The 23,387-nt window shown below is 68.0% G+C and carries 30 protein-coding genes; 24 read left to right on the top strand and 6 right to left on the bottom strand.

Annotated elements, in window-relative coordinates; translation table 11 throughout:
- Positions 1-17: 17 nt before the first annotated feature.
- The 12 genes from BLQ92_RS15755 to BLQ92_RS15700 all read left to right on the top strand — a co-directional run bounded on the left by BLQ92_RS15755 (position 18) and on the right by BLQ92_RS15700 (position 7,919).
- Positions 18-371 carry a phage protein NinX family protein gene (locus BLQ92_RS15755; protein WP_090685465.1) on the top strand — a complete coding sequence of 118 codons (354 nt, stop codon included), beginning with the start codon at positions 18-20 and terminating at the stop codon, positions 369-371.
- Positions 372-376: 5 nt separating this feature from the next.
- Complete coding sequence (locus tag BLQ92_RS15750) at positions 377-682, top strand: hypothetical protein (protein ID WP_090685464.1); 306 nt, start codon at positions 377-379, stop codon at positions 680-682.
- Positions 679-924, top strand: a complete 246-nt coding sequence (locus BLQ92_RS15745; protein ID WP_090685463.1) for a hypothetical protein — start codon at positions 679-681, stop codon at positions 922-924. The genes BLQ92_RS15750 and BLQ92_RS15745 overlap by 4 nt, the downstream gene beginning before the upstream one ends.
- A 407-nt stretch (positions 925-1,331) precedes the next feature.
- The gene (locus BLQ92_RS15740; protein ID WP_176860754.1) at positions 1,332-1,928 is read left to right on the top strand and encodes an antirestriction protein ArdA; all 597 of its coding nucleotides are present in this window, start codon (positions 1,332-1,334) and stop codon (positions 1,926-1,928) included.
- Positions 1,929-2,044: 116 nt separating this feature from the next.
- Positions 2,045-3,088 carry a hypothetical protein gene (locus BLQ92_RS15735; RefSeq protein ID WP_090685461.1) on the top strand — a complete coding sequence of 348 codons (1,044 nt, stop codon included), beginning with the start codon at positions 2,045-2,047 and terminating at the stop codon, positions 3,086-3,088.
- Positions 3,089-3,159: 71 nt separating this feature from the next.
- Positions 3,160-3,606 carry a hypothetical protein gene (locus BLQ92_RS15730; RefSeq protein ID WP_090685460.1) on the top strand — a complete coding sequence of 149 codons (447 nt, stop codon included), beginning with the start codon at positions 3,160-3,162 and terminating at the stop codon, positions 3,604-3,606.
- Between the two features lie 107 nt (positions 3,607-3,713).
- Complete coding sequence (locus BLQ92_RS15725) at positions 3,714-4,853, top strand: helix-turn-helix domain-containing protein (RefSeq protein ID WP_090685459.1); 1,140 nt, start codon at positions 3,714-3,716, stop codon at positions 4,851-4,853.
- On the top strand, positions 4,847-5,254 hold the full coding sequence (locus BLQ92_RS15720) for a hypothetical protein (protein ID WP_090685458.1): 408 nt from the start codon (positions 4,847-4,849) through the stop codon (positions 5,252-5,254). The genes BLQ92_RS15725 and BLQ92_RS15720 overlap by 7 nt, the downstream gene beginning before the upstream one ends.
- Positions 5,255-5,397: 143 nt before the next feature.
- The gene (locus BLQ92_RS15715) at positions 5,398-6,000 is read left to right on the top strand and encodes a hypothetical protein (protein ID WP_090685457.1); all 603 of its coding nucleotides are present in this window, start codon (positions 5,398-5,400) and stop codon (positions 5,998-6,000) included.
- A 368-nt stretch (positions 6,001-6,368) separates the two neighbouring features.
- Positions 6,369-6,587, top strand: a complete 219-nt coding sequence (locus BLQ92_RS15710) for a hypothetical protein (protein ID WP_090685456.1) — start codon at positions 6,369-6,371, stop codon at positions 6,585-6,587.
- A 90-nt stretch (positions 6,588-6,677) separates the two neighbouring features.
- Positions 6,678-7,142 (top strand): hypothetical protein, encoded by a 465-nt coding sequence (locus tag BLQ92_RS15705; protein WP_090685455.1) that lies wholly within the window; start codon positions 6,678-6,680, stop codon positions 7,140-7,142.
- Positions 7,143-7,238: 96 nt separating this feature from the next.
- Complete coding sequence (locus BLQ92_RS15700) at positions 7,239-7,919, top strand: hypothetical protein (RefSeq protein ID WP_090685454.1); 681 nt, start codon at positions 7,239-7,241, stop codon at positions 7,917-7,919.
- An 84-nt stretch (positions 7,920-8,003) separates the two neighbouring features.
- Here BLQ92_RS15700 and BLQ92_RS15695 read toward each other — a convergent pair whose 3' ends face one another.
- On the bottom strand, positions 8,004-8,384 hold the full coding sequence (locus BLQ92_RS15695) for a hypothetical protein (protein WP_176860753.1): 381 nt from the start codon (positions 8,382-8,384) through the stop codon (positions 8,004-8,006).
- Between the two features lie 193 nt (positions 8,385-8,577).
- Between BLQ92_RS15695 and BLQ92_RS15690 the strand changes: the two genes are divergently transcribed.
- The 6 genes from BLQ92_RS15690 to BLQ92_RS15665 all read left to right on the top strand — a co-directional run bounded on the left by BLQ92_RS15690 (position 8,578) and on the right by BLQ92_RS15665 (position 11,558).
- A complete protein-coding gene (locus tag BLQ92_RS15690) occupies positions 8,578-9,264 on the top strand; it encodes a helix-turn-helix domain-containing protein (RefSeq protein WP_176860752.1) in 687 nt (228 codons plus the stop codon).
- An 88-nt stretch (positions 9,265-9,352) separates the two neighbouring features.
- Positions 9,353-9,862 (top strand): hypothetical protein, encoded by a 510-nt coding sequence (locus BLQ92_RS15685; RefSeq protein ID WP_090685451.1) that lies wholly within the window; start codon positions 9,353-9,355, stop codon positions 9,860-9,862.
- A gap of 180 nt (positions 9,863-10,042) precedes the next feature.
- Positions 10,043-10,384 (top strand): hypothetical protein, encoded by a 342-nt coding sequence (locus BLQ92_RS15680; protein ID WP_143016590.1) that lies wholly within the window; start codon positions 10,043-10,045, stop codon positions 10,382-10,384.
- A complete protein-coding gene (locus tag BLQ92_RS15675) occupies positions 10,384-10,806 on the top strand; it encodes a hypothetical protein (protein WP_090685449.1) in 423 nt (140 codons plus the stop codon). Before BLQ92_RS15680 ends, BLQ92_RS15675 begins: the two co-directional genes overlap by 1 nt.
- Positions 10,807-10,887: 81 nt before the next feature.
- Positions 10,888-11,208: a hypothetical protein gene (locus tag BLQ92_RS15670; protein ID WP_090685448.1), complete on the top strand. Its 321-nt coding sequence runs from the start codon at positions 10,888-10,890 to the stop codon at positions 11,206-11,208.
- Positions 11,208-11,558 carry a hypothetical protein gene (locus BLQ92_RS15665; protein ID WP_090685447.1) on the top strand — a complete coding sequence of 117 codons (351 nt, stop codon included), beginning with the start codon at positions 11,208-11,210 and terminating at the stop codon, positions 11,556-11,558. Before BLQ92_RS15670 ends, BLQ92_RS15665 begins: the two co-directional genes overlap by 1 nt.
- A 112-nt stretch (positions 11,559-11,670) precedes the next feature.
- Here the strand turns inward: BLQ92_RS15665 and BLQ92_RS15660 are convergent, their stop codons facing one another.
- The 5 genes from BLQ92_RS15660 to BLQ92_RS15640 all read right to left on the bottom strand — a co-directional run bounded on the left by BLQ92_RS15660 (position 11,671) and on the right by BLQ92_RS15640 (position 17,782).
- A complete protein-coding gene (locus tag BLQ92_RS15660) occupies positions 11,671-12,345 on the bottom strand; it encodes a hypothetical protein (RefSeq protein WP_090685446.1) in 675 nt (224 codons plus the stop codon).
- 40 nt (positions 12,346-12,385) lie between these two features.
- Positions 12,386-13,669 (bottom strand): Y-family DNA polymerase, encoded by a 1,284-nt coding sequence (locus BLQ92_RS15655; RefSeq protein WP_090685445.1) that lies wholly within the window; start codon positions 13,667-13,669, stop codon positions 12,386-12,388.
- On the bottom strand, positions 13,666-14,115 hold the full coding sequence (locus BLQ92_RS15650; protein WP_090685444.1) for a LexA family protein: 450 nt from the start codon (positions 14,113-14,115) through the stop codon (positions 13,666-13,668). The genes BLQ92_RS15655 and BLQ92_RS15650 overlap by 4 nt, the downstream gene beginning before the upstream one ends.
- Before the next feature lie 89 nt (positions 14,116-14,204).
- On the bottom strand, positions 14,205-15,038 hold the full coding sequence (locus BLQ92_RS15645) for an endonuclease NucS domain-containing protein (RefSeq protein WP_090685443.1): 834 nt from the start codon (positions 15,036-15,038) through the stop codon (positions 14,205-14,207).
- A gap of 197 nt (positions 15,039-15,235) precedes the next feature.
- Entirely contained in the window at positions 15,236-17,782 is a 2,547-nt protein-coding gene (locus BLQ92_RS15640; protein ID WP_090685442.1) for an Eco57I restriction-modification methylase domain-containing protein, read from the bottom strand.
- Positions 17,783-17,986: 204 nt separating this feature from the next.
- On the opposite strand from BLQ92_RS15640, the gene BLQ92_RS15635 reads away from it, so the two are divergent.
- From BLQ92_RS15635 to BLQ92_RS15610, 6 genes are all read left to right on the top strand, one after another.
- On the top strand, positions 17,987-19,240 hold the full coding sequence (locus BLQ92_RS15635) for a hypothetical protein (RefSeq protein WP_090685441.1): 1,254 nt from the start codon (positions 17,987-17,989) through the stop codon (positions 19,238-19,240).
- A gap of 503 nt (positions 19,241-19,743) precedes the next feature.
- A complete protein-coding gene (locus BLQ92_RS15630; RefSeq protein WP_090685440.1) occupies positions 19,744-20,058 on the top strand; it encodes a hypothetical protein in 315 nt (104 codons plus the stop codon).
- A gap of 78 nt (positions 20,059-20,136) precedes the next feature.
- Positions 20,137-21,210 (top strand): ankyrin repeat domain-containing protein, encoded by a 1,074-nt coding sequence (locus tag BLQ92_RS15625; protein ID WP_090685439.1) that lies wholly within the window; start codon positions 20,137-20,139, stop codon positions 21,208-21,210.
- 122 nt (positions 21,211-21,332) lie between these two features.
- Complete coding sequence (locus tag BLQ92_RS15620) at positions 21,333-22,469, top strand: hypothetical protein (RefSeq protein ID WP_090685438.1); 1,137 nt, start codon at positions 21,333-21,335, stop codon at positions 22,467-22,469.
- A gap of 114 nt (positions 22,470-22,583) precedes the next feature.
- Positions 22,584-23,090 carry a hypothetical protein gene (locus tag BLQ92_RS15615; RefSeq protein WP_090685437.1) on the top strand — a complete coding sequence of 169 codons (507 nt, stop codon included), beginning with the start codon at positions 22,584-22,586 and terminating at the stop codon, positions 23,088-23,090.
- 24 nt (positions 23,091-23,114) lie between these two features.
- On the top strand, positions 23,115-23,378 hold the full coding sequence (locus tag BLQ92_RS15610) for an ankyrin repeat domain-containing protein (protein WP_090685436.1): 264 nt from the start codon (positions 23,115-23,117) through the stop codon (positions 23,376-23,378).
- Positions 23,379-23,387 lie beyond the last annotated feature (9 nt).

Raw genomic sequence — 23,387 nt, 5'->3', positions numbered from 1 at the left:
ACCAAGGAACGAACCGCATGACCACCATCAAGATCAACACCGCCGACCTGATCGGCCGCGCGCTCGACTGGGCCGTGGCCACGGCGATCGACGCCCCCTTCACGACCGGGCCTTTCTCGACCGACTGGGCCCTGGGCGGCCCGATCCTGGAGCTGCATGGAGTCGGCTTTTTCCGCAACGGCAAGCGCGTCTACACGAACGAGGGCAAGCGCTGGGAGGCGAACCGCATCGTGAACCTCGACGAGGCCCCGATCCTGCGGCACGGCTACCGTGCGCACGGCCCGACTCCGCTGGTCGCCGGCCTGCGCTGCCTGGTGCGCAGCAAGCTGGGCGAGACCGTGGCGGTGCCGGCCAACCTGGTGGAGGCGTGAACGCCATGGCCAAATCCACCTTTCAACGGCGCGGCATGATCGGCGGGGTGTTCGCGTGCGGCCTTTGCGGCCGGCGTACCCGTCACACCAACCAGGGCATGGCCCACCTTTGCCCGCAGTGCGACGAATGGACCGCCGCCGAGAACAGCATCAACGACGGGGACTACAAGGGCCTGCCCGACGAGCTGGCGCGCGCTGAGACCACCGTCCTCAAGCTCAAACGCGAGGCCTTGAAACGGGGCGGCGACGCCGCGAGCCTGGGCCTGACGCCCGACGGTCAGCCATTGCCATTGGAGGGCACGACGGCATGACCAAGGTCTACGAGCACAACGACCTGGCCGGTTGCGTCGAACAGCGGCGCAGCCGGACCACCGGGCACATGGTCGGGCTCTACCACGCGGAGCAGGCCGGCATGGACCCGGACAGCGGGGCCTGGGCGACGGTCTGCGAAGAGCACGCGTCCATTTGCAACCACAGTACGCTGGCGCACGCCCGTGCGCACCTGGGCGACCCGACGATGTGGTGCGAACCCTGCCGGGACGAGCAGGCATGATCGCGGCCGGGGCATTGGCCCCGGCGATCGGTAGGGCACACCCACAACCCCCAACACCCAAGACGCCAGGCAATCCCGTAAAGGTCCAGGTCCACAGCTCGCGCCGTGCCCATGCACGGCTCGCGGATTGGCTTACCCACGGTTGCTGCTGGTCGTACCCCTCCCGTTGAAGCGGTTGCGTGCTCGTCGGGCCGCGTGTTGATCGACGCATGGTCCAGTCCTGCCCAGGTGCAAGGGTTCGCGCGTTCGCGCCTCGAGCCTCACCCGATCCCCTCCCTCCCTGCGGTTCGGTCACGGCGTGCGGCCTGCGTTCGTGCCCTGGCACCCGTTCTTTCGTCCTGGCCTTCTGATGCGCCCACGGCGGCTCCGAAGAGCACATACAACCCAACAGGATGGAGAGAACGATCATGACCACCAGCAACCAACCCAACCCGGCCAACCTCAACAGCAACGACGCGAGCGTTCCCCTCGCACTCCCCACGGCTCACCAAACAGCAGCATACGGCAACCGCTACTGCGCAGTGCCCTACGGCTACAGCGGCCGGTCGTTCTACTTCTCCGACATGGAGGAGTACAGCAAGGGCTACGAGGCTGGCCTGCCGATGATCGAAGAATATTCGATCGAGTTCATCGACGGATCGACGGGCGACGCCCAGCTCTTCAACGCCCTGAAGATCGACCAATCGACCCTGGAGCGCTGGTTCGACGAGGTGGAAGACCTCAACGACAACGAGAAGGCCGCCCTGTTTTTCCTGGTGGACAACAACGGCATGGACCTGGACGACGCGATGGACAAGCGGGACGACGTGATGCTGCGCGAGGGGTCGGAGCTGGACGCGGGCACCGAGATTTTCGATGAGATGTATATGGACAACATGCCGGCAGGGGCAAAGAGCTACGTCGATTACGAGTCGTTCGCAAGGGACCTGCGCTTGAACGGCGAAATCGTTGAGTTCGAGTTCGACGGCACGACCTACACCTGCGTCAACGCATCGAGCCTTTGAGCCTTGCGCCCGGGGCACCACCCCGGGTTATGCGTTTCCCATGATCGCGCGGCCAGCTTGCTGGGACGCACGCATCGCTGGCACACTTCAACGACCAGACAACAAACGGGGAAAGCATGGACCGATGGATCAGCGACGGCTGCGTGTGGGAGGATTCGCTCATCCTCGCCTTTCGGGACAGGCAGTGGACCCGGTGGGTCGATCACTGGACCAGCGCGTACGAGAGGAAGGCGAGCGTCGGTACGCTCAAAGGCGAGGCCCTTTTGCAGGTGGCGCGGATCGGCCCGGCTTACCTGACCAAGCTGGACGACACGGCGGAGTCGACGTTCGGCGACGCCATCACGGCGCACGGCAACCGTTTCTTCGTCTTCGAGTTCAAGAGCACCAGGGATGGCCACGTCGATGAGCGAACCAAGCGGCTGTTCAACAACCTCCGCCCCATCATGGCGCTGGACGCGACCGACGAGCAACGCCGCACGATCGAGACGCTCTCCCGGGCGTGCCATTTCGGGGTGTTCGGTCGCGTAGCGCCCGATAAATCGACGACGTTCGAAAAGTCCTTCATGGTCGATCGGAGCCAGACCGTCAAGGCGACCGTGGCACGGCTCCTGCCCGGGGACCATCTCGAGATCGAAGCTCACCCCTACCTCGACTGGGTGAACCTGGCCAACCTGTCCGAGTACCACAGCGATACCCTCGCCGGTCAGTTCAAAGGGCTCGTGGCGACGATCACCCAGGTGATCGCGAAAGGTGGTCCGACCGCCAAGGCGTTCGAGGATCCCAACAACCGGGCCATCGGGGGCCTGAAGTCGTTCAACGTGGAGGACATCGTGTGGGGCGACGATCCCGACGTGCCGCACGGCGTCACCGCCCTGGGCCTTTGCGACTACCTGCAGGCGCTGCTGCGCGTGAACCCGCCGCTCCCTCGCAAGCGCCCGAAAAAGACCGGGCCCAAGGGAGGGGGGACGATCGTGCCCAAGCCGGAGATCAAGGTGGCGATCGCGGGGGCGAACGGGTTTTGGGCCATGTTTTCCACCGTCCAGGAACTGACGATGTTCCTGCTGACCTGGCAGGAGGACCTCATCACTGTTCTCGAGAAGGAGCAGGCGGCGACGTTGGGCAAGGACGACGAGAAGGACATGGAGGCCAACGGCGGGTGATCGTCGCCCCCGTTTGACCTTTCCCCATGCCCTGCTATGGTGGTTCTCGCTCCCCCCAGCGCGAGACCACCATGAAACACCGCACGCTGTCCCTTCCCGCCACCCTTAAGCTCTTGCGCAACGCGCTGCGGGAGACCTTCCCCGCGCACGCCATCGACGCCAGCCCCAGCCCCTCCGGGCGGTGCGGCATCACCGTCACCTGGTGCGACGGTCCGACCGTTCCCCAGGTGCAGCAGGTCCTGCGCTCGTTCAGCCTGGGCGGGGCCCAGTCCGTGCTTTGGCACAGCTTCAGCGGTGCGCCGGTCACGTTCAAGCCTTACATCACCACCACCCGCTCGACCTCGGGTCAGCCCGTTGATCCGGTGGTGCCGCAACCGTCCGCGACGCTCGCGGGCATCACCACCTTCGACGACCTGCACGCCTGGACCCTGCACGTGCAGCACCTGGACGAGCAGCGGCGAGGCGACCGCCTGGTGCGGCGCCTGGACGGCCCCACCTTTTTCGCCGCCGTTGCTTGACTAGCTTCGGGGTTCTGCTAAGGCTGGAGTGGCCACGACCGAGCACGGCTATAGGGATCGCCCATCCTATAGCCATGCGCCATTCCAACCCGACGCCAGGAGACCCTATGCCCGTACCCGCCACCACCGCCCCACCCAAGAAGCAGCGCGACGCGCAGGAGCGACGCGAGCGCGTCGTGGGGCTGATCAGCGCCGCGGAAGCTGCGGCACGCCTGGGCGTGACGAGCGACACCATCGGCCGGTTGGCCGGTGCCGGGCGGTTGGGGGAGGTGGTCCGCGGTCCGCATGAGCGTTTGTATTTCCAGCCGGAGGCGGTGGACGCTCACGGGCAGAAGCGGCGGGAAACGTTGGACCGCCAGGCGGTGGACCGGGCGAAGCGCGACGCATTGGAGGCAGCTCGCCGTCTGAAGATCGACCGGCGAAAGCGGGAACGCGCGGCCATCCTGGTTAGAAAAGCGCAGGCGGCTGCGGAGCGGGCGGCAGCACGGGCGGCGCAGCAGCACGTCCGGGACGCTGCCCGCGACCTCGGCATGGGCCGTAAGACCCTGCAACGCTATCTCGACGTGGGAATCCTCCGGCGGGTCGATACGCCCGACGGCCCGGCGATCAACCGTGAGGACCTGGCGGCGCTCAAAGCACGCAACGCGGCCACGGAAGGCATGCTCACCCGTGCGCAGGTCGCCACGCTGCTCGGGGTCGGTGTCTGGACGGTCGAGCGCCTGCCCCAGCGTTTGAATCTCCGGCCGTTGACCGGTCCGCGCAACTGGCGCTACTACAGCGCTGACGACGTGGCACGGTTCCGGGAGGCCCTGGCCGCGCGCAGCGTGGACGGGCTGGTCAACGTGCTCACCGCCGCTCAACTGGTGGGCCTGTCGCGTTTCACGCTGCTCGACTACGCGCAACGGGGCGTGTTGCCCCCGGCGGCCCGCGGTCGGTCCAACTCCCCGTATTTCAACCCGGAGGACGTGACGGCCCTGATCGCCCGTCGTGCGGCTGCGCGAGCGGTGCCGGCCGGGCACGTCACGCAGCGGGAGGCCTGCGCTCACCTGGGCGTGTCCCGGCAACGGCTGTCCCAGCTCGTGCTGCGTGGGCACATTCGCGCGACCGTGGGGCTCAACGGCTTCCGGCGTTTCCGGATCGCGGACCTGGACGCCTACCGTGCGCGGAACCCACGTTCGGTCCCGTGCCAGGGCACGACCACGAAAGGCCGGACGATGGCGCCTGCCTCGGGAGCGCTCGCATGCTGACCCTCGCGCGACCTTGGTTGACCGCACGCCGGCCGGACCCCCTGGCGCAGCTCTGGCACGGCCTGTCCGACGAGCAGGACCTGGTGCTTGTGCGGGCCGCGATCGCCCAGGGGGCCAGGCCCACCCGGGCCATGCTGCACTGGGTCGCCACCCAGGCGATCCGTGGGCTCACGTACGACCTCACGCAAGCGCTCCTGCAGGGCGGAGCGAAACCGGACGGTGAGGTGTTGCTGGCCGCGATCCGCAGGGGGCGCAGCGTGGCCACCCTGCAACTGCTGCTCGACGCCGGCGTGGCGGTGGAGGAGGAGCACCGCCAGGCGGCGGCCGGGGACCCGTGGGTGGAAGAGCTGCTGCACAAGTACCGGGGGGCGGTAGGTCGCCCCAGCGCCATGGGTTCATGAGCGACATGCTATGGCACGGATGAAATGCCTCGAAGAATCCCGGCCCAAGGGGTTGACGCGCAGCAAAACCTCGCTAATGTGATCCGGCCCACCACCGAACGGCCCTGCATCCCGCGGGGCCATCACCCAGGAGAAAGACACCGATGGAACACTACGGCACGCAGCACGACGAGGACCACCTGATCGACGCCAGCGCTCCGGCGATCGCGTCGAACGACCTGGGCACGCTCGACCCGGTGGTGCATCCGGAACCGGCGCTGGACTTCGGCGCGTCCGCGACGCACGGGAAGGCCAAGGGCGGGAAGAAGGGTGCCACGCCGGCGGAGCCGGAGGTCGAGGACGTGGACCTGAAACCCCTCGGGCCGACGCACGACGAAAACAAGGGCTTCATGCGTTTCATGCCACCGCTCATCAAGCTGATGAACCGCAACGGGGTGCCGTTCAACATCGACGGCAGCTCGGGCGAGATCACGATCGGCGGGTTCTACCAGAACGGGCCGATGAAGCTCGAGATCGAGGCCAACGACGACATCGTGGCGATCGACAAGCGCGACCGGCGCAAGGTTCTTAAGTCGTACGACGATCTGGTGAAGCTGAACTTCGACTGGTGGCGGCGCGCGACGGGCAAGGGCAACAACGTGAACCCGGACCGCCCATGGCTGGACGCGTTCCTCGAGAAGAACTGGGTCAAGCGTCAGGTGATTTTCGTGCCGCGCGACGACCAGGGTCCCACCGACGCGGACTGATGCTACGTGGCAGCACGATGAAGAAAAGGCCCGCAAACGCGGGCCTTTTTGCTGCACGCTCACCCGCCCGCGGATCGGCCGAAGGGGTCGCCGGCCGCACCGGCGTCCCAGGGTTTTGCGCGAAGCGTTCCGCAAACCCCAACCCCAAAACGGGCGCGTTCGCGCCTGGCCCTGGCCTGCGGCCCGTCGCTTGCGGCCGTCGTTTTGCGCCGTATGATATTGGTATGTAGTCCGTAACAGATGGAAACACATTTATTTTTCCACCATGCACATTTCGCGCTAAAAAATATTGCTTTTCTCAACCGGTACGAGACACTGACTGTAGGCAGCGCACAACGCAAAGCCCTTTAAACCCCAGGAGACACACCATGCAAGCAGTCATCGAAACCCGCACCAAGTTCCGTTTCGTCGGCCACAACGAGGTTGTGTACGGCCACGGCGAGACCCGTATCGAAGCGCTCGACGACGCCCGCGCGACGCTCGGCGAGCCGATGATGACCCAGGCCGACATCGACGAAAACGGCTACATCGTCGAGGTCGAGCAGCAGCGCGACGCCGACACGGGCGAATGGACCGACGCGAAGTAGGCCGGCCAGCGCAACGCTCCACCAGTGCCAGCCTGACGGCTGGTTTGGCGGTACAAGGACCGCCCCGGTTCTTGACCAACGGAGCCGATCATGCACAACCTCACCACCGCACACCCCATCAAACTCACGAAGCATCAACGCGCCTGGGTCAAAGTTCCGGCCGACCGCCAGGCCGCTGCGCTCAAAGCGCTGGCGGACCACGAAAGCGGTGCGAAGCCCGCCGGTTCGTACGACAACGCCAGCCGCTGGTGGCCTGACGAAGAGTTCGAATGCTGCGCGATGATCCGCAGCCCGTCCCGTGCCTGGCCGTTCTCGAAACTCAAACACTGCCTGTCCCTGGCGCACAAAGAAGCCCTGCACGGCGCGGATCATGAGGACGTGCTGGCCCTGCGCCGCGTGCTGAACGAGCGGGCCGAGGCCACGGACGCAGGCCTGCCGCTCGTGAAACGCGAGTCCCAGGCGTGGCTCGAAACACTCGAAGGCAGCCTGCTGCGCGAGGCGGCGGTGGCGAGCGCTGGCGCATCGCTCCCGGCCCGTGAGCACGCACGGCTCTGACGCCTGAAACATCGACGCTCCACCAGTGCCCGCCCTCACCGGCGGGTTCGGTGGTACGAGGGCCGCCACGGTCCTGCCCACCTGGGAGTCCATAGCATGACCACCACACCGTTCGAACAATGGCTGACGTTGCAGCAGGTCGCCGACCGGCTCGGCGTCACGTACATCACCGCGACGCGCTGGTGGCACGATGGCGAGTTCGATCGCCCGCCGCCCGGTAAGCCCGACACGATCTGGTACCGAGCCCCATACGGTCCCGCCACGGGGTACGACAAGCGCCGCGGCCGGCTGGTCAACCCCGCCGCGCTCGACACGTTCGTGCGGCCGTCCGAACGCCCCCGTGCGGCGATCGCCGCCGCCGGCCGCTTGACCGCCGACGAGGCCGCTGCGTTCATCGGCCGCAGCGTTCCCCTCGTGAGCCGCGCTGCGCAACTGGGTGACCTGCCGTTCGTGCTGATCGACGGCGTGCGCGCGTTCGACCGGGCCGACCTTGAAACGTGGCGGGCCACGCCGACGCCGACGGGCCGGCCACGGCCGCCCCGGTCGCAGAAGGGTGCGCGCAGCAAGGCCGTGCGGTCCGGGCCGCTGCTGTCGTTCTCCGACGCCTGGCGTTTGCTGGGCTTTGCCGACAGGGCGAGCATCACGCGGCTCGTTCAGCGTGGCCGGTTGCCCGTCGTGCTCGACGAGCATGGCAACAAGCGCGTGAACCGCGCCGACGTGGAGGCCCTGGCCGCGCAGCGGGCGGCGAAGAAGGCGACGCGGGACGCGCAGGCCTGAACGACGGCGCACGTTGTCGAGGCGTCCCTGACATGCAAAACGCCCGGTTTCCCGGGCGTTTCCTCATCCGCGCAGCGTTTGGCCTTACTTCTTCAGGCACCCGCCCGGCTTCCCGCAATGCGCGGCGATGAAGTCCGCCAGGCTGCGGGCCTGCATCGCACCCAGGCTCCCCGGGGCCTGCTTTTCCACGTCCTTCGCCATCTGATCTGAGCCGGTCAGGATCTTTTCGCGCGTGGCGTCGAGCTGGGCCTGGGGCACGACCTGCGGGGCGACCGGGAAGGGCACGTACACCGGCACGTTGGGCTGAACCACCGGGACCGGCTTGGGCATGAGCGAGGAGATCGCCGCGGCGAGCAGCAGGACGAGGGCGACCACGCCCACGGTCCAGCCCAGGATCTTGAAGCGGACGATCCGCTGCTCACGGGTGAGGGGAGCCCCACCGGAAAACCAGAAAAAGAAAAACATGGACCCCTCCCGTTGTGGTGTTGCGATCCCCACAAGGTACAGGCCCGTGGCCCCAAGTCAAGTACGAAACACGTGCCAGGGCACGCATCGGGCGGCCTCGCTCCGTTTGACAGGGCCGGCCAACCTGGTACAGGTGGGGGGCACGGGCGAACACCAGGATACCGTCCCGCAACCACCACAAGGAGACCACCGCATGACCACCGTTTTGTCCGACGAACATTCCCAAAAAACGGCCCTCGCCCCACCACGGATCGAACCGGACGCCTCCATGCGTCGGTTGCTGTCCATCCGGGAGGCGGCCGAACGGCTCGGCTGCACCACCTACAACGTCGTGTATCTTCGGCGCGTTGGGCGGATCACTGGCATGGTGGTGAACCACCGCGTGCGGTTCGATCCCGACGAGCTGGAGCGTGCGGTCCGGGAGCGGAACGCGTGGAAAGAGGCCGCGTGCAAAAAGAGGCCGCGGAAAGAGGCCGGGAGCAAAAAAACTCCACGCGACGAGGCGCCTGAAAAGAAGTCGTCGTTGTTGGCCGACGGCCTGTTGTCGTCACAGGAGGCCGCGCAGCTCCTGGGCACGTCCCGGGCCTACCTGCAGCACTTCATCAACAAGGGTCTGCTCCGCGGCACAAAGCAGGGGCATCGCTGGACCTTCACCCGCGAGGTGGTGGACGCCTTGCTGAAGCGTCGCGCCGCGATGCCCACTGGTCACCTCATGTACCGCTTGCAACAGGCGCAGGCGCAGCGACGCGCCAAGATCAAACAAGCCATGCAAGCCCGGCTCGACGCCGAGGCACCACGACCCGCTTTCGTGCTCTCGACGGCGATGCGCAACTGGCCCATCCTGGACGAGCGGGACCGGCTGCGCGGCACACGCTACTGACGGCCCCGGCCGCGCTCAACGTTCACCCAGGGGAGGGCGCCAGGGGCGTCCTTCCTGCCTCACAACCACCCAATCCCACGGAGACGCCATGCGCATCGTTCGAATCCCAGCACCCCCCGCACCCCCCGCACCCCCCGCACCCCCTGCACCGGCCAAGGCCCGGGCCAAAACCCGCACGTCCAAAGCGGCGCAGCCCGACCGGTCGATCGTCGAGAAGGCCAGCAAGACAGTCCAGCCGGCCGAGGCCACCACGCTGAACACCCGGGAGGCGGCGACGATCATCGGGGTCAACATGGGGCTCATGCTCCACCTGCTCGAGCACGGCCAGGTCTCCGGGCGCAAGATCCTGGGGCGTTGGCACTTCGACCCGCAGGAGATCCACGCGTATGCGCCCGTGTGGGCGAAGCGGTGCGCGGACAAGAAGGCCGGGCGCCCCGTGGAGGAGTGGCCGACCCGCGCAGCGGCCCGGGCCGCCCGGGCCCAACCGGACCCGTCCGGGCGCAAGCCGTTCGTGCTCCCGGAGGTGATGCGCAACTGGCCGATCCTGGACGAGCGGGACCGTCCGACGCGGCCGACGGCGTACCCGACGGAGCGCTGAACCGTGGCCGCAGGCCCCGGCCGCCAGGTGCGAGCCCCTCCTCCCAAGGAGGGGTTTTTGCGCGGGGGCAGGTCCAGCTCCCCTACATCAAAATAAGTTTGCATCCGTGCGTTGGCACGGGTTGACTGGCTCCCAACGGCTGCTAAGGTGGATGTGTAGGCACATCAACCGGAGACGATCGTGAACCCCACCACCCCCATTTCAACGTTGAGCTTCTGGCCCACGGCCGAGCAGACCGCTCACACCGTGGAGGGCTTGCGCACGTCCGGGCGTTTCGTCAGTTCGCTGGACGTGCTGGAAGCGGCCCAGCGTGCGACGCCGACGACCGGCTTCCGTCAGGGCGCTGCAGGCGGTCCCCGTCTGAACGTCAAGAAGGCGGTCGCCATGCTGGGCGGTCCGCGCTACTTCCGCGCGTTGGCGGAGGGGTTGATCACGCCGCGCAAGGATGAGAAAGGCTGGACCTTCGTCGATCGGCAGGACGTGATCGACCTGTTGCGGCGCGTTGACCGTCGGAGCTTCTGATGCAGATCGATCTGACCAGCCAGGACGTGATCGTCCATCCCCGCCGGGGGATCACCTTCCAGGCCTCCGGCGTTTCCCGTCAGGCGACGTTCGGCAAGCCGTCGTTCGTGCCCCCGGGCATGCTCCGCGCGGAGCCGGAGGACAGCGCGACCGTGGCGGAGCCCGTCGGCAAGGGCTGGTTCGACAAGCTGGTGCACATCCTGGTGATCGGGGTGCTGTCGCACGTCGTGGGCATTTTCGCCCACTGGGAACTCCTGGGCCACATGCTCGACGTCGCGCTGGAAGCCCGTGGGGAATACAAGGACGTGAAGGGGCGCCGGCCGGCGGTGAACCCGTTGGCCAAGGCGCAAGCCTTCGGCAAGGCGGGGAAGATCCCGCTCGCGACGACCGGCGGCACCGACCTGCGGTTCGGGAAGCGATGAAGCTCAACGTTGACGTGCCGCCAGGACCTGGTAGTTCTGGACCATCCCGGGCCATGCCCGATCCCCCATAGGAGGCCCACCGTGTCCAACACCGCGTTTTACGCTGACAACCCGGACCTGCGGCCCCGGCTGGTTGACGATCTCGTCACGACCCTTCGGAACGGCGCGTTCGGGCCGGACGTGGACACGATCTCCAGCAAGATGCTGATGGGCGGCACGTTGAAGATCACACCGGAGGTTCTCGAGCTGGCCGGCGACAAGGCCTGGCTGCTCAACCTCCGGTACGAGCAGGTGGTCCTTCGGCAAGCCGCGGACGAGGCGATCCTCTGCCGTGTGGCGGAGGACGCCCAGGCGAGCACGGGGCAAGCCCCGGCACCGGCACGTCAGCGGGCGAGGCTCTGATGAACACCGCTCGACTGGACGCAAAAGCTCGCCAGCAAGGTTTCGCGAGCTACCAGGCGTGGTCCGACGAGCTGGACCGCCACGTCCGGACGAAGACCCGGCGCGATGGCACGAACTGGGGTTTCACGACCTGGGTGCAGTTCGTCGAATGGCGTCTGGAGCACGGGCAGGTCGTGCCAGAACCGTACGCCGATGCCGCGATCGCGCTCACCGGCGGCGAAGCCTGGCGGTCCGACGGGAACCTGCTCCGGCAGGCGGTGGAGAACGCGATCCTCAGCCAGGCGGCGGATGAGGCCATGGCGACCCCGAGGCAACCCGCTGCACCGGCACGTCGGCGAGCGAGGCTCTGATGACCTGCACCCCTTGGCCCGGGCGTACACATCGAAGAAGCACTGGCGAAACCGGAGGAAGAGGAAGAGGAAGAGGAAGAGGAGTAGAACCAGAACCCGGGAGCAGCGCTTTTCAGACCTCGCGGGAGAACTTCGCGCTGATCGCACCGTCCAGCCACGTGACGAACCGCGCCACGGTGTCGAGCGTGACCTCCAGCTTGGCCTGGTCCACGTGCACCGCCGGTGGCATGACCCATTTCATCGCTTCCGGGTCCAGCCGGTCGAGCAGTTCGACCTCGCGATCGGAGAGGAAAAACGATCGGGCCTGCCCCGGCTTGCGATCGGCGTGCGCAGCCCGCACCGACGTGATGGAGAGCTGATGCTGAATGCTGTTGCGGGCGAGAACGATGTCCTCCAGGGCATCGATGCTCACCGGACCGTCCGCAAAGGGGATGCCGAACGCTTCGGTGAAGATGCGGTTGTACCCGCGGACCCACCCGTGCCGAAACACGTTCTTACGTTCGACGTCCGTCAGTTCTGGACCGTGCAGGATGTGCCGGGTCTGCAAATACGCTTGCAGACCGGACGTCAACAGGCACAGGCACGCGTGGCCCAGGACATCGATGGAATCCTGGGCTTCCTGCCACTCCGTCAGAAACGGGGGCTCCCCGTCCTCGGCGTACGGCGGAACGAACGGCTCTTCCTCGTTTTCGATCAGGCGTTGCCGCTCGACGAAGGGGGCCGCCGACGTGGCGTAGAGCTGGCGGATGAACCCCAGCCGTTCGTTCAGAAAGTGGGCCACGTCCATGCGTCCTTCTCCACCGTTGCGATCGCTCAACGGTAGCACGTCACCGGGCCGTGGGGAGAGCTTCCCACTCGGTGGTGTAGCTGGGCGTCTTCGCGTTCTGGCTCATGTGCCACGCCTGGTGCCCTTCGACGTTCCCCACGCGCAACGTGCCCCGGCCAAACCGGTCGTTGATCCCGTCCAGCGCTTCCATCAACCGGGTCTTGCGCGCGTTCCCGGTGTCGGCGAACAGGTCGCCTTGCTCGACCGTGCGGGCGGTCAGGTCCAGCAGCATGACCCCCGCCTTGGCGTACTTGAACCCGGGCTTGAAGATCCGCGCCAGACCGCTCAGCGACGCCTGGACCAGACTCAGGGTATCGCCCACCGGCACGGCCAGCGGGACCACCACGCCGGCGCTGTACTGCTTGTCCTGCTTGCGGAACGAACTGGTCTGGATGAACACCTGCACCTGCCCGGCCTTCAGGCCCTGGCGGCGCATTCGTTCGGCCGCGGTGCTGGTGAAGTCGCGCACCGCCACGGCCAGATCGTCCTGGGTCACCACCGGGTGGCCAAAACTGCGCGAGCAGATGATCTGCTTTTGCGGCTGGGCCTCGCTCTCGAACGGGTAGCAGGCGATGCCGTTCAGCTCGTGTACGGTCCTTTCCAGGACCACCGAAACGGTCGAGCGGATGAACCTCGGGCTGGCCCGTTTCAGGTCCAGGGCGGTGGCGATCCCGTCGGCGGTCAGACGCTCGCGCAGCCGGCGGCCGACGCCCCACACGTCGCCCACCTCGATCGTGCCCAGCAGACCGTCCAGCTCGGGCGGGCTCAACGCGGTCAGGTCGCACACGCCCGACCAGGCGTGGCCCACGTTCTTCTTCGCGATGTGGTTGGCCAGCTTCGCCAACGTTTTGGACGGGCCGATTCCCACGCAGGTGGCGATCCCGATCCACTGGAGCACCCGCTCGCGCATGGCCAGGCCGTAGGACGTCAGGTCCCCGGCCACGGCGTGCATCCCGGTGAGGTCCAGGAAACACTCGTCGATGGAGTAGATCTCCTGGACCGGGGAGAACTGGCCCAGGATGGCCATCATGCGGGCGGACATGTCCGCGTAGAGCGCGTAGTTGCTGCTCAACGCCACCAGCCCGGCTTCCTGGACCAGGTGGCGCACCTCGAAAAAGGGCTGGCCCATCTTGACGCCGAGGTCTTTCGCCTCTTGCGTCCGGGTGACCGCGCACCCGTCGTTGTTCGACAGAACGATGAGCGGCTTGCCCACGAGGTCCGGCCGGAACACGCGCTCGCAGCTCGCGTAGAACGTGTTCCCGTCCACCAGGGCGAACGTGGTCACGACGTGCTCCGCACTCGGGTGGCGAGCACCTGGCGAAGGTTCCACGTCACCACGCCCCACACGCTCATCTCCTGCCCATCGGAAAACACGATCGGCTCGTACGCCGGGTTCGCCGGCACCAGTTTGACGATCCCCGCGCGGCGGTAGAGCCGCTTGACCGTAAACTCCCCATCGACGCACGCCAGCACCACCAGGCCGTGCTTGGGCTCGATCGACCGATCCACCACCAGTTTGTCCCCGTGCTGGATCCCGGCGCCCTTCATGCTGTCGCCCTCGACGTTGAACAGGAACGTCGAAAGCGGGTTCAGCACCAGCACCTCGTTCAGGTCGATGCGACGTTGCGTGTGATCCTGGGCGGGGCTCGGAAAGCCCGCGGGCACACGGCAAAGCGTCTCGACGATGTGCAGAGCGGCGGGATCCTCGACGAGGGGGACGGGGTGGTTCATGGGGGCGGAGCAACAAACACTGTATGGATGAACAGTGTATCAGCCCGCTGCGACCCCAGGGGACCAAAGCGTGCGGTCGCCGGCGGCGCTCACGCCACGGGCGCCTGCAGCGCCACCGGGGCGAGCGTCACGGCCAGCTTGTACTCCATGAGCTGGACCCGGGGGGCGACCTTGCCGGCGTATTTCAGCTTCTCGCTGATCGCGTTGGCCACGATCACCCCGGACACGGTTTTGCCCTGGGCGAGGTGGTGCTCGATCCACCCCATGTACCGCTGGACCTGGCCCAGCGCCGCGTCCGGGCCCCGGCCCAGTTTCAACTCGAACACCACGAAGTTCCCGTCCCGGTCGAGGAAGACCAGATCCGCCGGGCCGCAATCCGTCTGGTACTCCACCCCGTCCCGCCCGTCGGCATCGACGAACAGGCTCAGGGCGCCGTGCGTGGTGGTGCCGGGCGGGTTGCGCGCCAGGTAGTCGCGCAGGTGGCTTTCCAGGGCGAAGGCGCCACCGCCGAACCCGTCGTCCACGGGCTCCACGGCGTCCACCTCCGGCGGGGAGTCGACGTCCTCGCCGGTCTCGTCGTCGGTCCGACGCACCGCCAGGCCCTCCGGGGTCTGCTCGATCGCCCACACCCCGTGCTTGGCCGGGTCGTACCACGTGACCTTGCCCCGGCCGGTGGCGAACAGGAAGTCGTACCGGCCGTTCGCCAGGCGGGGCTTCTTGTTCTCCGGGTAGCCCACGCGGCCCACCCGGTTCACGGTGCAGATCGCGATCTGGCAGGCGATCGTCGCCGCGTTGAGATCCGGGTACGCCCGCAGCAGGAGCTGCTTGATCTCCACGTTGCTGGTCTCGCGACCCAGGGGCGACACGGCATCGCGGATCAGTTGCCAGATCGGCGGGCGGCTGGTGGTGGGGGCGGTGCTCATACGTGTCCCGGTCGTGGTGTCGTCGTGGTGGCGCTGGGGAATCCCGGCCAGACGACTTGATACCACGGGGCCACGCGCGGGCACCAGCAGAAAAGAGTTGCTCGGGCCCGGGGAGGGGCGCGGCAGCGGGAGGCCCTTCGCCTCCGGGTGGGGGTGTCACCTCGTGCCACCGCACCCCTTCACGTGTAGCCGACCGGCTACACCACCAGATCGTCGGCCACGTGCGAACCGGCGGTCACCGTCACCGCCACCGGTGCCTTCAGGTTCCCCGTCGGCACGGACGCGAACAGCTTGGGCGTGAACGAGCGGTGCCCACCGGTCCACATCTTCCCGCGGCGCGCGAGGAAGCGCCACGTGCCCGGGGATTCGAGCACCGCCCGCAGGCGGTCGTAACCCTCGGGCGACCGGTCCTTGGGACGCACGACGTAGCCGGAGGTCCACAGGAAACGCCCACCCACCTCGCAGGGCATGAACTCGACCGGGGCCAACGGCCCCTTGGCCATGCTCGGGACGAGGAACAGACGTTCGTCCGGGCGGAACGCCATCAACCCCTGCCGGCGGCCAAAGGCGTACCACGCCTCGTACTGCGCCACGTCCCCCTTGTCGCGCGCCAGCAGCGTGCCCCGGCGGGCCTCGAACCAGGCGCGCACGTCCGGCGTCAAGCCGTGCTCCGGCACGACCTCAAAATCCTCCCCGTAGGGGCACAGCATCCGGTGGGCGGTCCGCAGATCGGTGCGATCCTTGACCGTCGTGCCCTTCAGGTAGAGCGGGGCCTGGCCCAGCGGCAGGCGCACGTCGCGCCCCTGCACCTCGTCGTGGGTGACCAGCTCGTCACCGTCCACGGTGCCCGTCACCAGCTCGTACGCCGGGTTGCAGTTCGTCGCGATCCCGATGTGGATCTCGGCGATGTCCCCGAGCGTTTCCGCGTCCGGGCTCACCTCGTCGCCCGGCACGGCCGGGGCGAGCGCCCACGCCTTGGGGCCCAGCGCGGCGTCGCTCTGGCGGAACGCCACGGTCCAGGGCGTGCTGCTCTCGTGCGGCATGTCCGTGCGGAACAGCACCGGCGCCTGCGTGGCCGGGCCGGTCGAAACGATCGCGGTCAGCACGCTGGCCCCCTGCGGACCGAGGAAGACACGACGGCTCTCGAAATCGATCACCGCACGAACCCGGTTGCGCAACAGCTCGCGCAAGGCGGTGCCGGCGGTGGTGCGCATCCACGCGTTGGGCACGATCATCACGGACCGCTGGGATTGCGTTTGCGCACGTTCGAGGAACGCACGGTAGAGGTCCCCACGGCCCTTCGCGCAGGTCTTGAACGTCGAGCGCACGCGCTGGGCGTGGTCCTTCGGCAGGTGCTGCAGCCCGACGTAAGGAGGGTTGGCCAACGTGACGTCGAAGGTGCGGTCCGACCACCCCTCGAACAGGGCATCGCCCGCGCGCAGGTTGCGCAGCTCGGACACCACGCCGTGGGCGGCGAAGAACCCACGCCACCAGCCGGCGAGGTCCTGCAGCGCCAAACCGTCCAGATCCCCGACGAACAGACGTTCCTCGCCCCAGAGGGCGATCTGCTCGTGGGTCCAACCCTGGTCCAGCCAGTGCTCGATCAGCGCGGCGACGAGCATCCCCCGGCCGGCGGCCGGTTCGACGACCGTTTCGGTCGGTTGCAGGCGGGCCAGATCGACCAGCGTGCGGGCCACACGAGGGGGCGTGTAGACGACGCCCCCGGTGGCGCGGCCTTCCGCGTCGAGGCCCGAGGCGGCCTGCAGCTCGGCGATGTGCGCGTAGACCGCGGCCACGTCGCACCCGTCCTCGAAGGACAGGGCGAACGGCTGGGCCGACCGGACCGCCTCCACCTTGGCGTCCTGCTCGTCCTGCGCGAACCATTCGGCGGCCCACACGTCGATCCAGCGGTGGTGCACCGCCTCGGTGTAGGCCTGCACGATCTCGCCGTTGGCGATGCTGGGGTTGCCGGCGACGCGCGCCTTCACCGGGGCCCAGTCCACCGATTCGAAGACGGCGCGCACCTCGGCCACCCGGGAGCGGTCGATCGCGCGCACGAAGCGGTGGGAGTTCTCGCTCAGGTGCTCGGCGTCGAGATCCTTCACGGCGCCCGCGTTCACCCCGATGCGCTGGATCGCAAAGTCGGCGGTCTCGCGTTGCGCCGCCGGCACGAACGCGAAATCCGCGTGCGTGGTCGGCAGGACGATCAGCGGGCGCAGCTCGTCACGCTTTTCCCAGACCTGAAAGACCGTGGGCACCGCCTTGGGGGCGCCCTCGAAGACGAACGCATCGAGGGGCAGCACCTCCTCGTGAACCAGGTGAAAGCGGCGGTCCAGCGTGTTCTGGACGGACGCCTTTTCCCACGAGCGGGGGACGATGAAGGCGACGAACGCAGCGCCCAGCGACGCGCAGCGGTTGAAAAAGGCGACGTCATGCTTGAACGGCGGGTTGCCCAGCACCGCGAGCGGGCGCGGGTCGTCGGTGGTGGGCAGGTCCCACGTGAGGAAGTCGCCCTGCACGGCGCCCGGGCACTTCGGCTCAAGGTCCACCCCGATCGAACCGTCGGGCAGCAGGTTCAGGAACGCGCCGGTCCCGCAGGACGGCTCGAGCCAGCGGAACCCGGAGAGGGCGACGCCCCCGAGGTGATCGGGGAGGTTGTCGATCAGCGCGGCGGCGATGGGGGTGGCGGTGTAAAACTGGTCCAGCTCGCGAGCGGAGCGGGAGGTACGGGCGAGGGCGGTCATGGTGTCCGTCGTCAGGAGTGGGCGGACCCCTATTTCGTCGCACGCCCGCTCCTGGGCTGGGTCTTCAGACCCCCGGTCGCGAACGGCCCCCGAGACTCACGACCACGGCGCCCGCGACGGGCCAGGCGTTGCCCTTGGCGATCCCCCGGTGGCCAGCCCGGCTAAAATGGGCGCAGGACCAACGAACGGGCAGGACGGGGCGGCATGGCGAACAGGAAGAACGACAACGACTGGGAGAGCGTCCGGGGCCGGGCGTGGGCGTGGTGGGTGCGCACGACGGCGGAGCGGATCCTCAACGGGGAGCCCGGGCTTTCCGCACGTCTGGCGGATCCGGAGGTGCGCGAGCACCTGGACGTCGAGCTGGGGAAGGCGAACGTCGAGCGTCAGGACGTCAGCGGGTCGGACAAGCCGGTGCTGGACGATGCGGCGACCGTCCACAAGAAGAAGGCGGCGAGCGCGGCCCCCGTCGAACCGAAGCGCCGGGTGCTGTCCGGCCGGCAGATGGACCGCCTGGTCGGACGACGGGGCAACGGCTGGTCGCGTTGGGAAGCCGGGACCATCGTGCCGGGCGGCACCAAAGCGGACGACGAAGAGCGAGCGGTGGGCGACACCACCCTGGCCACGACGTTCTGGACGGTCGCGGAGAAGGTGGTCCCGGGCGCTGAACGGTTCTGGACCGTCGGCCCGTGCCACGACGACGAAGACCTACCCTTGCCCCTATGGGCGATGCTGCGGGGCGACACGTCCCGGGACGGGCTTTGGCACCCGTTGCTTTGCTACCGCGAAGGGCGGTCGGACGATCACCGGTCCGTGGCGGAGGTCTGCGAGCTGGACGGGGTGGCGTTTCACCCGGAGGCGGGCAAGGCGCGGAGCGACGACCTCAGGCACGGCCTGCGCGCCTGGCTGAACCCGGACCTGGCGCCCAAGGATCAACCCGCGAGCCTCCTGGACCGCAACGAGCTGTACCACGCGGACCAGCTCTCGCGTTTCACGGGCGAGGCCTTCATGCGGGCGATGCGCCTGGGCGCTCGCACCGTGAACACCGTCGATCCGGACCAGTTCGGACGGGACGTCCCGGTGGCTCCGGATCCGGAGCCCGGGTTCCTCTTTGTTCACGAGGCGCTGGTGCTCGCGGTGGCGACCAGCGTCACCAAGGGCGAGCGTCAGGGCATCGAATGGCGGGAGAACCACTTCGAGGAGCGGGTGTTCCACCTGTTGCGGGTGGTGCGACCGCGCATCCTGGCCTACGCCGCACGGTTCGGCGTGGAGGCTGGGGTGCGTCGCTGGTTGCGTCGCATGCACAGCGATTACCTCGACCGCAACGGCTACGGGCGCGCTCCGCTGCCGTCGGACGTCGTGGGGCAGGACCCTGAACAGGTGGCGATCGCGCCCGCTCGCCCGGGCCGCCCCATGGGCGAGGCCCGCTACTCCGCCAGGACGCGTCACATCAGCGTCTGATCGGCGCACCGCCCGGTTTCCCCATCCGGGCACTACCCCCTCGCCGGTGGCCACGGCCCGGAGGGCGATCGGGAGCGTGAGCCCCGAGGGTGTTGGGGTGGCGCGCAGCGGCACCGTTTCACCCCCACGCCTGAACAACCGAACCAACCCACGAACCAGCCCCCATACCGCGCCCACCACCTCTTGAGGCGAGGGCGACCCCGCTTGCGCGCTGCTGGCCTGCGGCCGGTGATCCCCACCCACGCGCCCGTCCGCACCGACCACCGCCCGTGAGTCTCACGCCCCTGGGCGGCCCGCATCGGCCAGGACTCGGCCTGGCGCAGGCCCTTCCTCAAACTTCGTTCGGTGGTCGGCCCGCAAGGCCGGCCATGCCTACACCAGCGTCGCCGTCCGCGTGAGTCTTGGAGTACCCGCTTTGGCGGGACCCGCAAGACCCAACCGCGGGCGGTGGCACGACCATGCTGGGTACCGTCGAAGCACAACCACCACGAGGAGCAGGGCAAATGACGAACCAACCGCGCATCGAAGGCATCACCGAGCAACCGAAAAAGGGCCCGCGCGCGGGCCAGCTTGTGGACATCCTCCCGGTCATCCGGGAAGCCGGGAGCAACCCGGTGTGGATCGCCGAGTTTCTGATCCCGCAGGAGATGTTCGACGGGTGCGTGAAGGCCTTGGACGCACAGGGCGCGAAGAAGGGCAGCGAGGGCCACGCCCAGTCCTTCTGGACGATGGTCCTGATCTCCCTCTTGATGGGGGGCGCCCAGCCCACGATCGTGCTGGCCCTGCCGGACGCCCCGGGGCAGGTGGCCCCCACGTAAGCCGAACCCCGCCGGTTATTACAGCCAAACCCTTCATCGTTCAATAAGTAGTCCTCTCAATAGTACAGGAGCATCACCATGAGCAAGAAGAGCAAAACCGGTCGGAAAGCCGATCGCCGTCCGTCGCTGACGATCCGCCACCTGCCCGTCGTCACGTCGCCGGCGGAGGTCTGGCTTCGCGGCCCTCTGGGGGCGGTCGGTTCGCTGCTGACGGCGTGCCCGCACCGTGGGATCACGCTGTCCGACGCAGCGCTCAACCACGCCGGCGCGGCGGTGACCGACCGCCTGCTTCCGGCCGTTCGCAGCGGTAACGCTGAGGCGTTGACCCTCGCGCTCGAGATCGAGCACCTGAACGCCATCGACGTCCGGTCGTACAGCGGCATGGGCCCGGTCTACAACGTGAACGCGTTGCACCTGAGCGCGCATTTTGGGCACGCCCACCTGCTGCCGATCCTGCTGGACGCGGGCTACGACGTGAACACCCGCGACAGCGACGGGGCGACCCCGCTGCACTGGGGCGTTCGGACCAACCAGCTCGGGGTGGTCCTGACGCTGCTGGCGGCGGGCGCCGACCTCGAAGCGACGGACCACGACGGGTACACCCCGCTGGGCTACGCCGCGGCGGACGACCGTCTGGCCCTCGTGCACGCGTTGCTGGCGGCCGGCGCGAACCCGGACGTGGTGGACCGCTCGCGGGGCCACACGCCCCTGAGCATCGCTGAAGCGATGAAGCATCACGAGGTGGCCGCGGTGCTGCGTCACATCACCACGATCGACGCGCCGGCCAACGGGGCGAACGCCCCGGTGTGCGTTCCGATCGACAGCGGCTACACCGCTTTGCACAACGCTGTGGCGATGGGCGACGCCGACGAGATGCACAGCTTCATGGAGCAGGGCGCCGACATGCTGGCGTTGACGAAGAGGGGCATGGGCTTGCTGGAGGTCGCGCTGGTCCACGGCCAGACGCCGACGGCCTGGATGCTGATCCGTTCCTCGTATGTCCAGACCCTCATCAATCAGGGCAAGACGCAGGCGAAGGCGGTCGCGTGCCTGCCGCCGTTGGACGCCCGCATGGGCGAGGTGCTCGCCCACATCCGCGGTCGCATGGTGGCCTCCGGATTCCTGCCCCCGGAGATGGCCACCTGCCACTAGGCGCCTCGCTTCCTATGCCCAGCGCGTGAGTCTCGCCCAGCGCTGGGCACCCCCCTCCCGATGACTCAAACCGCGGCGCCCGGGCCGCGAGACTTCAAACCATCCCAAACCCCGGAGCAACCATGACCTTCATCCTCCTCGACGCCATCGTCATCCCGGCGGCGATCCCCTCCGACGCGGCCGAGCAAGCCGCGTTCGCCCAGCTCGTGACCACCGTGGTGGCCAACCCGAAAGCCAAGCCCGGGACGTACTGTCACCACGGGTTGCCGTTGGTCCACCACGCCGTGCGCACCGGGAACGTCGCAGCGCTGCACCTGTTGGCGCAGCACGGGGTGTCGCTGACCAAGCCGTTCCGGGACACGGTGGACGGCACCCCGGCCCGCCACACGTTGACCCCGCTGGAGGAGGCGCTGCTGCGTCACGACATCGGGATGGTGACGGCGCTCTTCGACGCCGGGCTGGACCGCAAGATCCTGGACCAGCACGACATGGACAAGCCGCCCTACCGGGCGCTGCTCCGCGCACCGACCGAGCCCACGATCGGGCTGGTGGACGCGTTGCTCGAGCAAGTCAGCCACCTGTCGCCGGGCAAGGAGGACGAGCTGGCCGGGGCCATGGTGACCGGGTTCGTCCGCTGGAAGCTTTCGTACCACGCGCTCACCGACCACCTGCTGAACCGGATCCGCTCGACGACGGCACGGCAGCGTGTCGCCGCCGATGCGCTGAACGTCATGACCGGCTCGCTGCCGCGCAACCTCTTTCCCTCCTACCACCGGTTCGTGCCCATTTTCCTGAACGCCGGGGCCTTCGTGGACGGGCACGGGGATGAGGGCGTGCACGGCCACGTCATGTGCGAGCTGTTGATCCGCATGAAGCCGAGCGCGAACCGTGAACGGACCTTGGACCTGATGCTCGCGCATAAGCCCAACCTCCACGCGGAGGTGTCGTTGAGCAGCTACCGCGGCGGGTGGATGACCCCCTTCGTGCTCGCCATCCGGAGCGGCGACCGCGCCCTGATCGAGCGGTTCATCGCTGCGGGAGCGCTGACCGACGGGCGGTTCGAAACGGTGCTTGAGCAGATCGCCCTCAACCCCGGGTGCCTGACCGGCCTCGACGAGAAGGGCCGCCATGCGTTCGCCCACGTTCAGCAGCGGATCGTCGAGGAGGAAGCCCGGGTGCTGGCCGCCGCCGTCGAGGAGGCACTCGCCGCGCAGGCGACGCCGGCATCGGTGCCCGCACGTGCCCGGGCACGTCTCTGATCCGCCCGGTTCTGTGAGTCTCGGGCCGCCCCTGGGACTTGCCACCCGATGACTCAACCGAGGCCGGGCCCTCCGGGACACTGGCATCACCCCACACCACCTCAAGGAACCACCATGAACCAGAACACCTCGCAAGACCTGCAAACGGGCACCCACTACGCAGTGACCATCGGGTCGCAAACCGTGGGCAACGAGGGCTGGGCGTACACCGGCACCCTCTACCGCAACGGCGTGCGCATCGCGACCTTCGAGGAGCGTGGCGACGGCGGCGACATGCCCTGTTCGTTCGTCAGCCGGGAAGAAGAAGACGCCTTTCGCGCGCACGCGATCGCCACCGCGCCGGCGGACCTGCAGCTCGCGTCGTACTACGAGCATGGGTTTCCCATCGTACGGCTCGTGACCCGTCACCTGGTCGAGAAGGACCTGACCAGGGACATGGCCCGTCAGGTTCTCGTGTGGTTCATGGACGAGAAGGGCCTTGGCTGCGTGAAGAGCCCGCGCAAGGCCGACACCCACGCCATCGCGCTCAAGGTCCAAGCGCAAAACCCGGGCTCCGTGGTGCTGAACCTCCTGCCGTTCGACGCCGCCGTTGCGCTGGCGCTGACGTTCGACCTCGCCTGACCAGCGCCCTCAGGAGCCAACCCCATGACCACCCCCCTGAACCTCGCCACCGCGTCCCTGTGCGCCGCGGCGTACGCGGGCGACCTCGACGCCATGCGTGAGCAGCTCGACGCCGGTGCGGACCTCAACGGCACCCTGAAGAGCGTCGGCGGTGAAGCGCGCACCCCGCTGATGTGGGCGAGCGCGGGCGACCACGTCGAGGCGATGTACCTGCTGATGTCGTGGGGCGCATCGCCCACCGACGTCGATGCGGGGACGGGTTGGACCGCGTTCCCCACGAACCCCTAAATCGATCAC

Source organism: Paraburkholderia phenazinium, from assembly GCF_900100735.1.
GTDB lineage: Bacteria > Pseudomonadota > Gammaproteobacteria > Burkholderiales > Burkholderiaceae > Paraburkholderia > Paraburkholderia phenazinia.
This window is presented reverse-complemented; position numbering and strand designations above follow the sequence as displayed.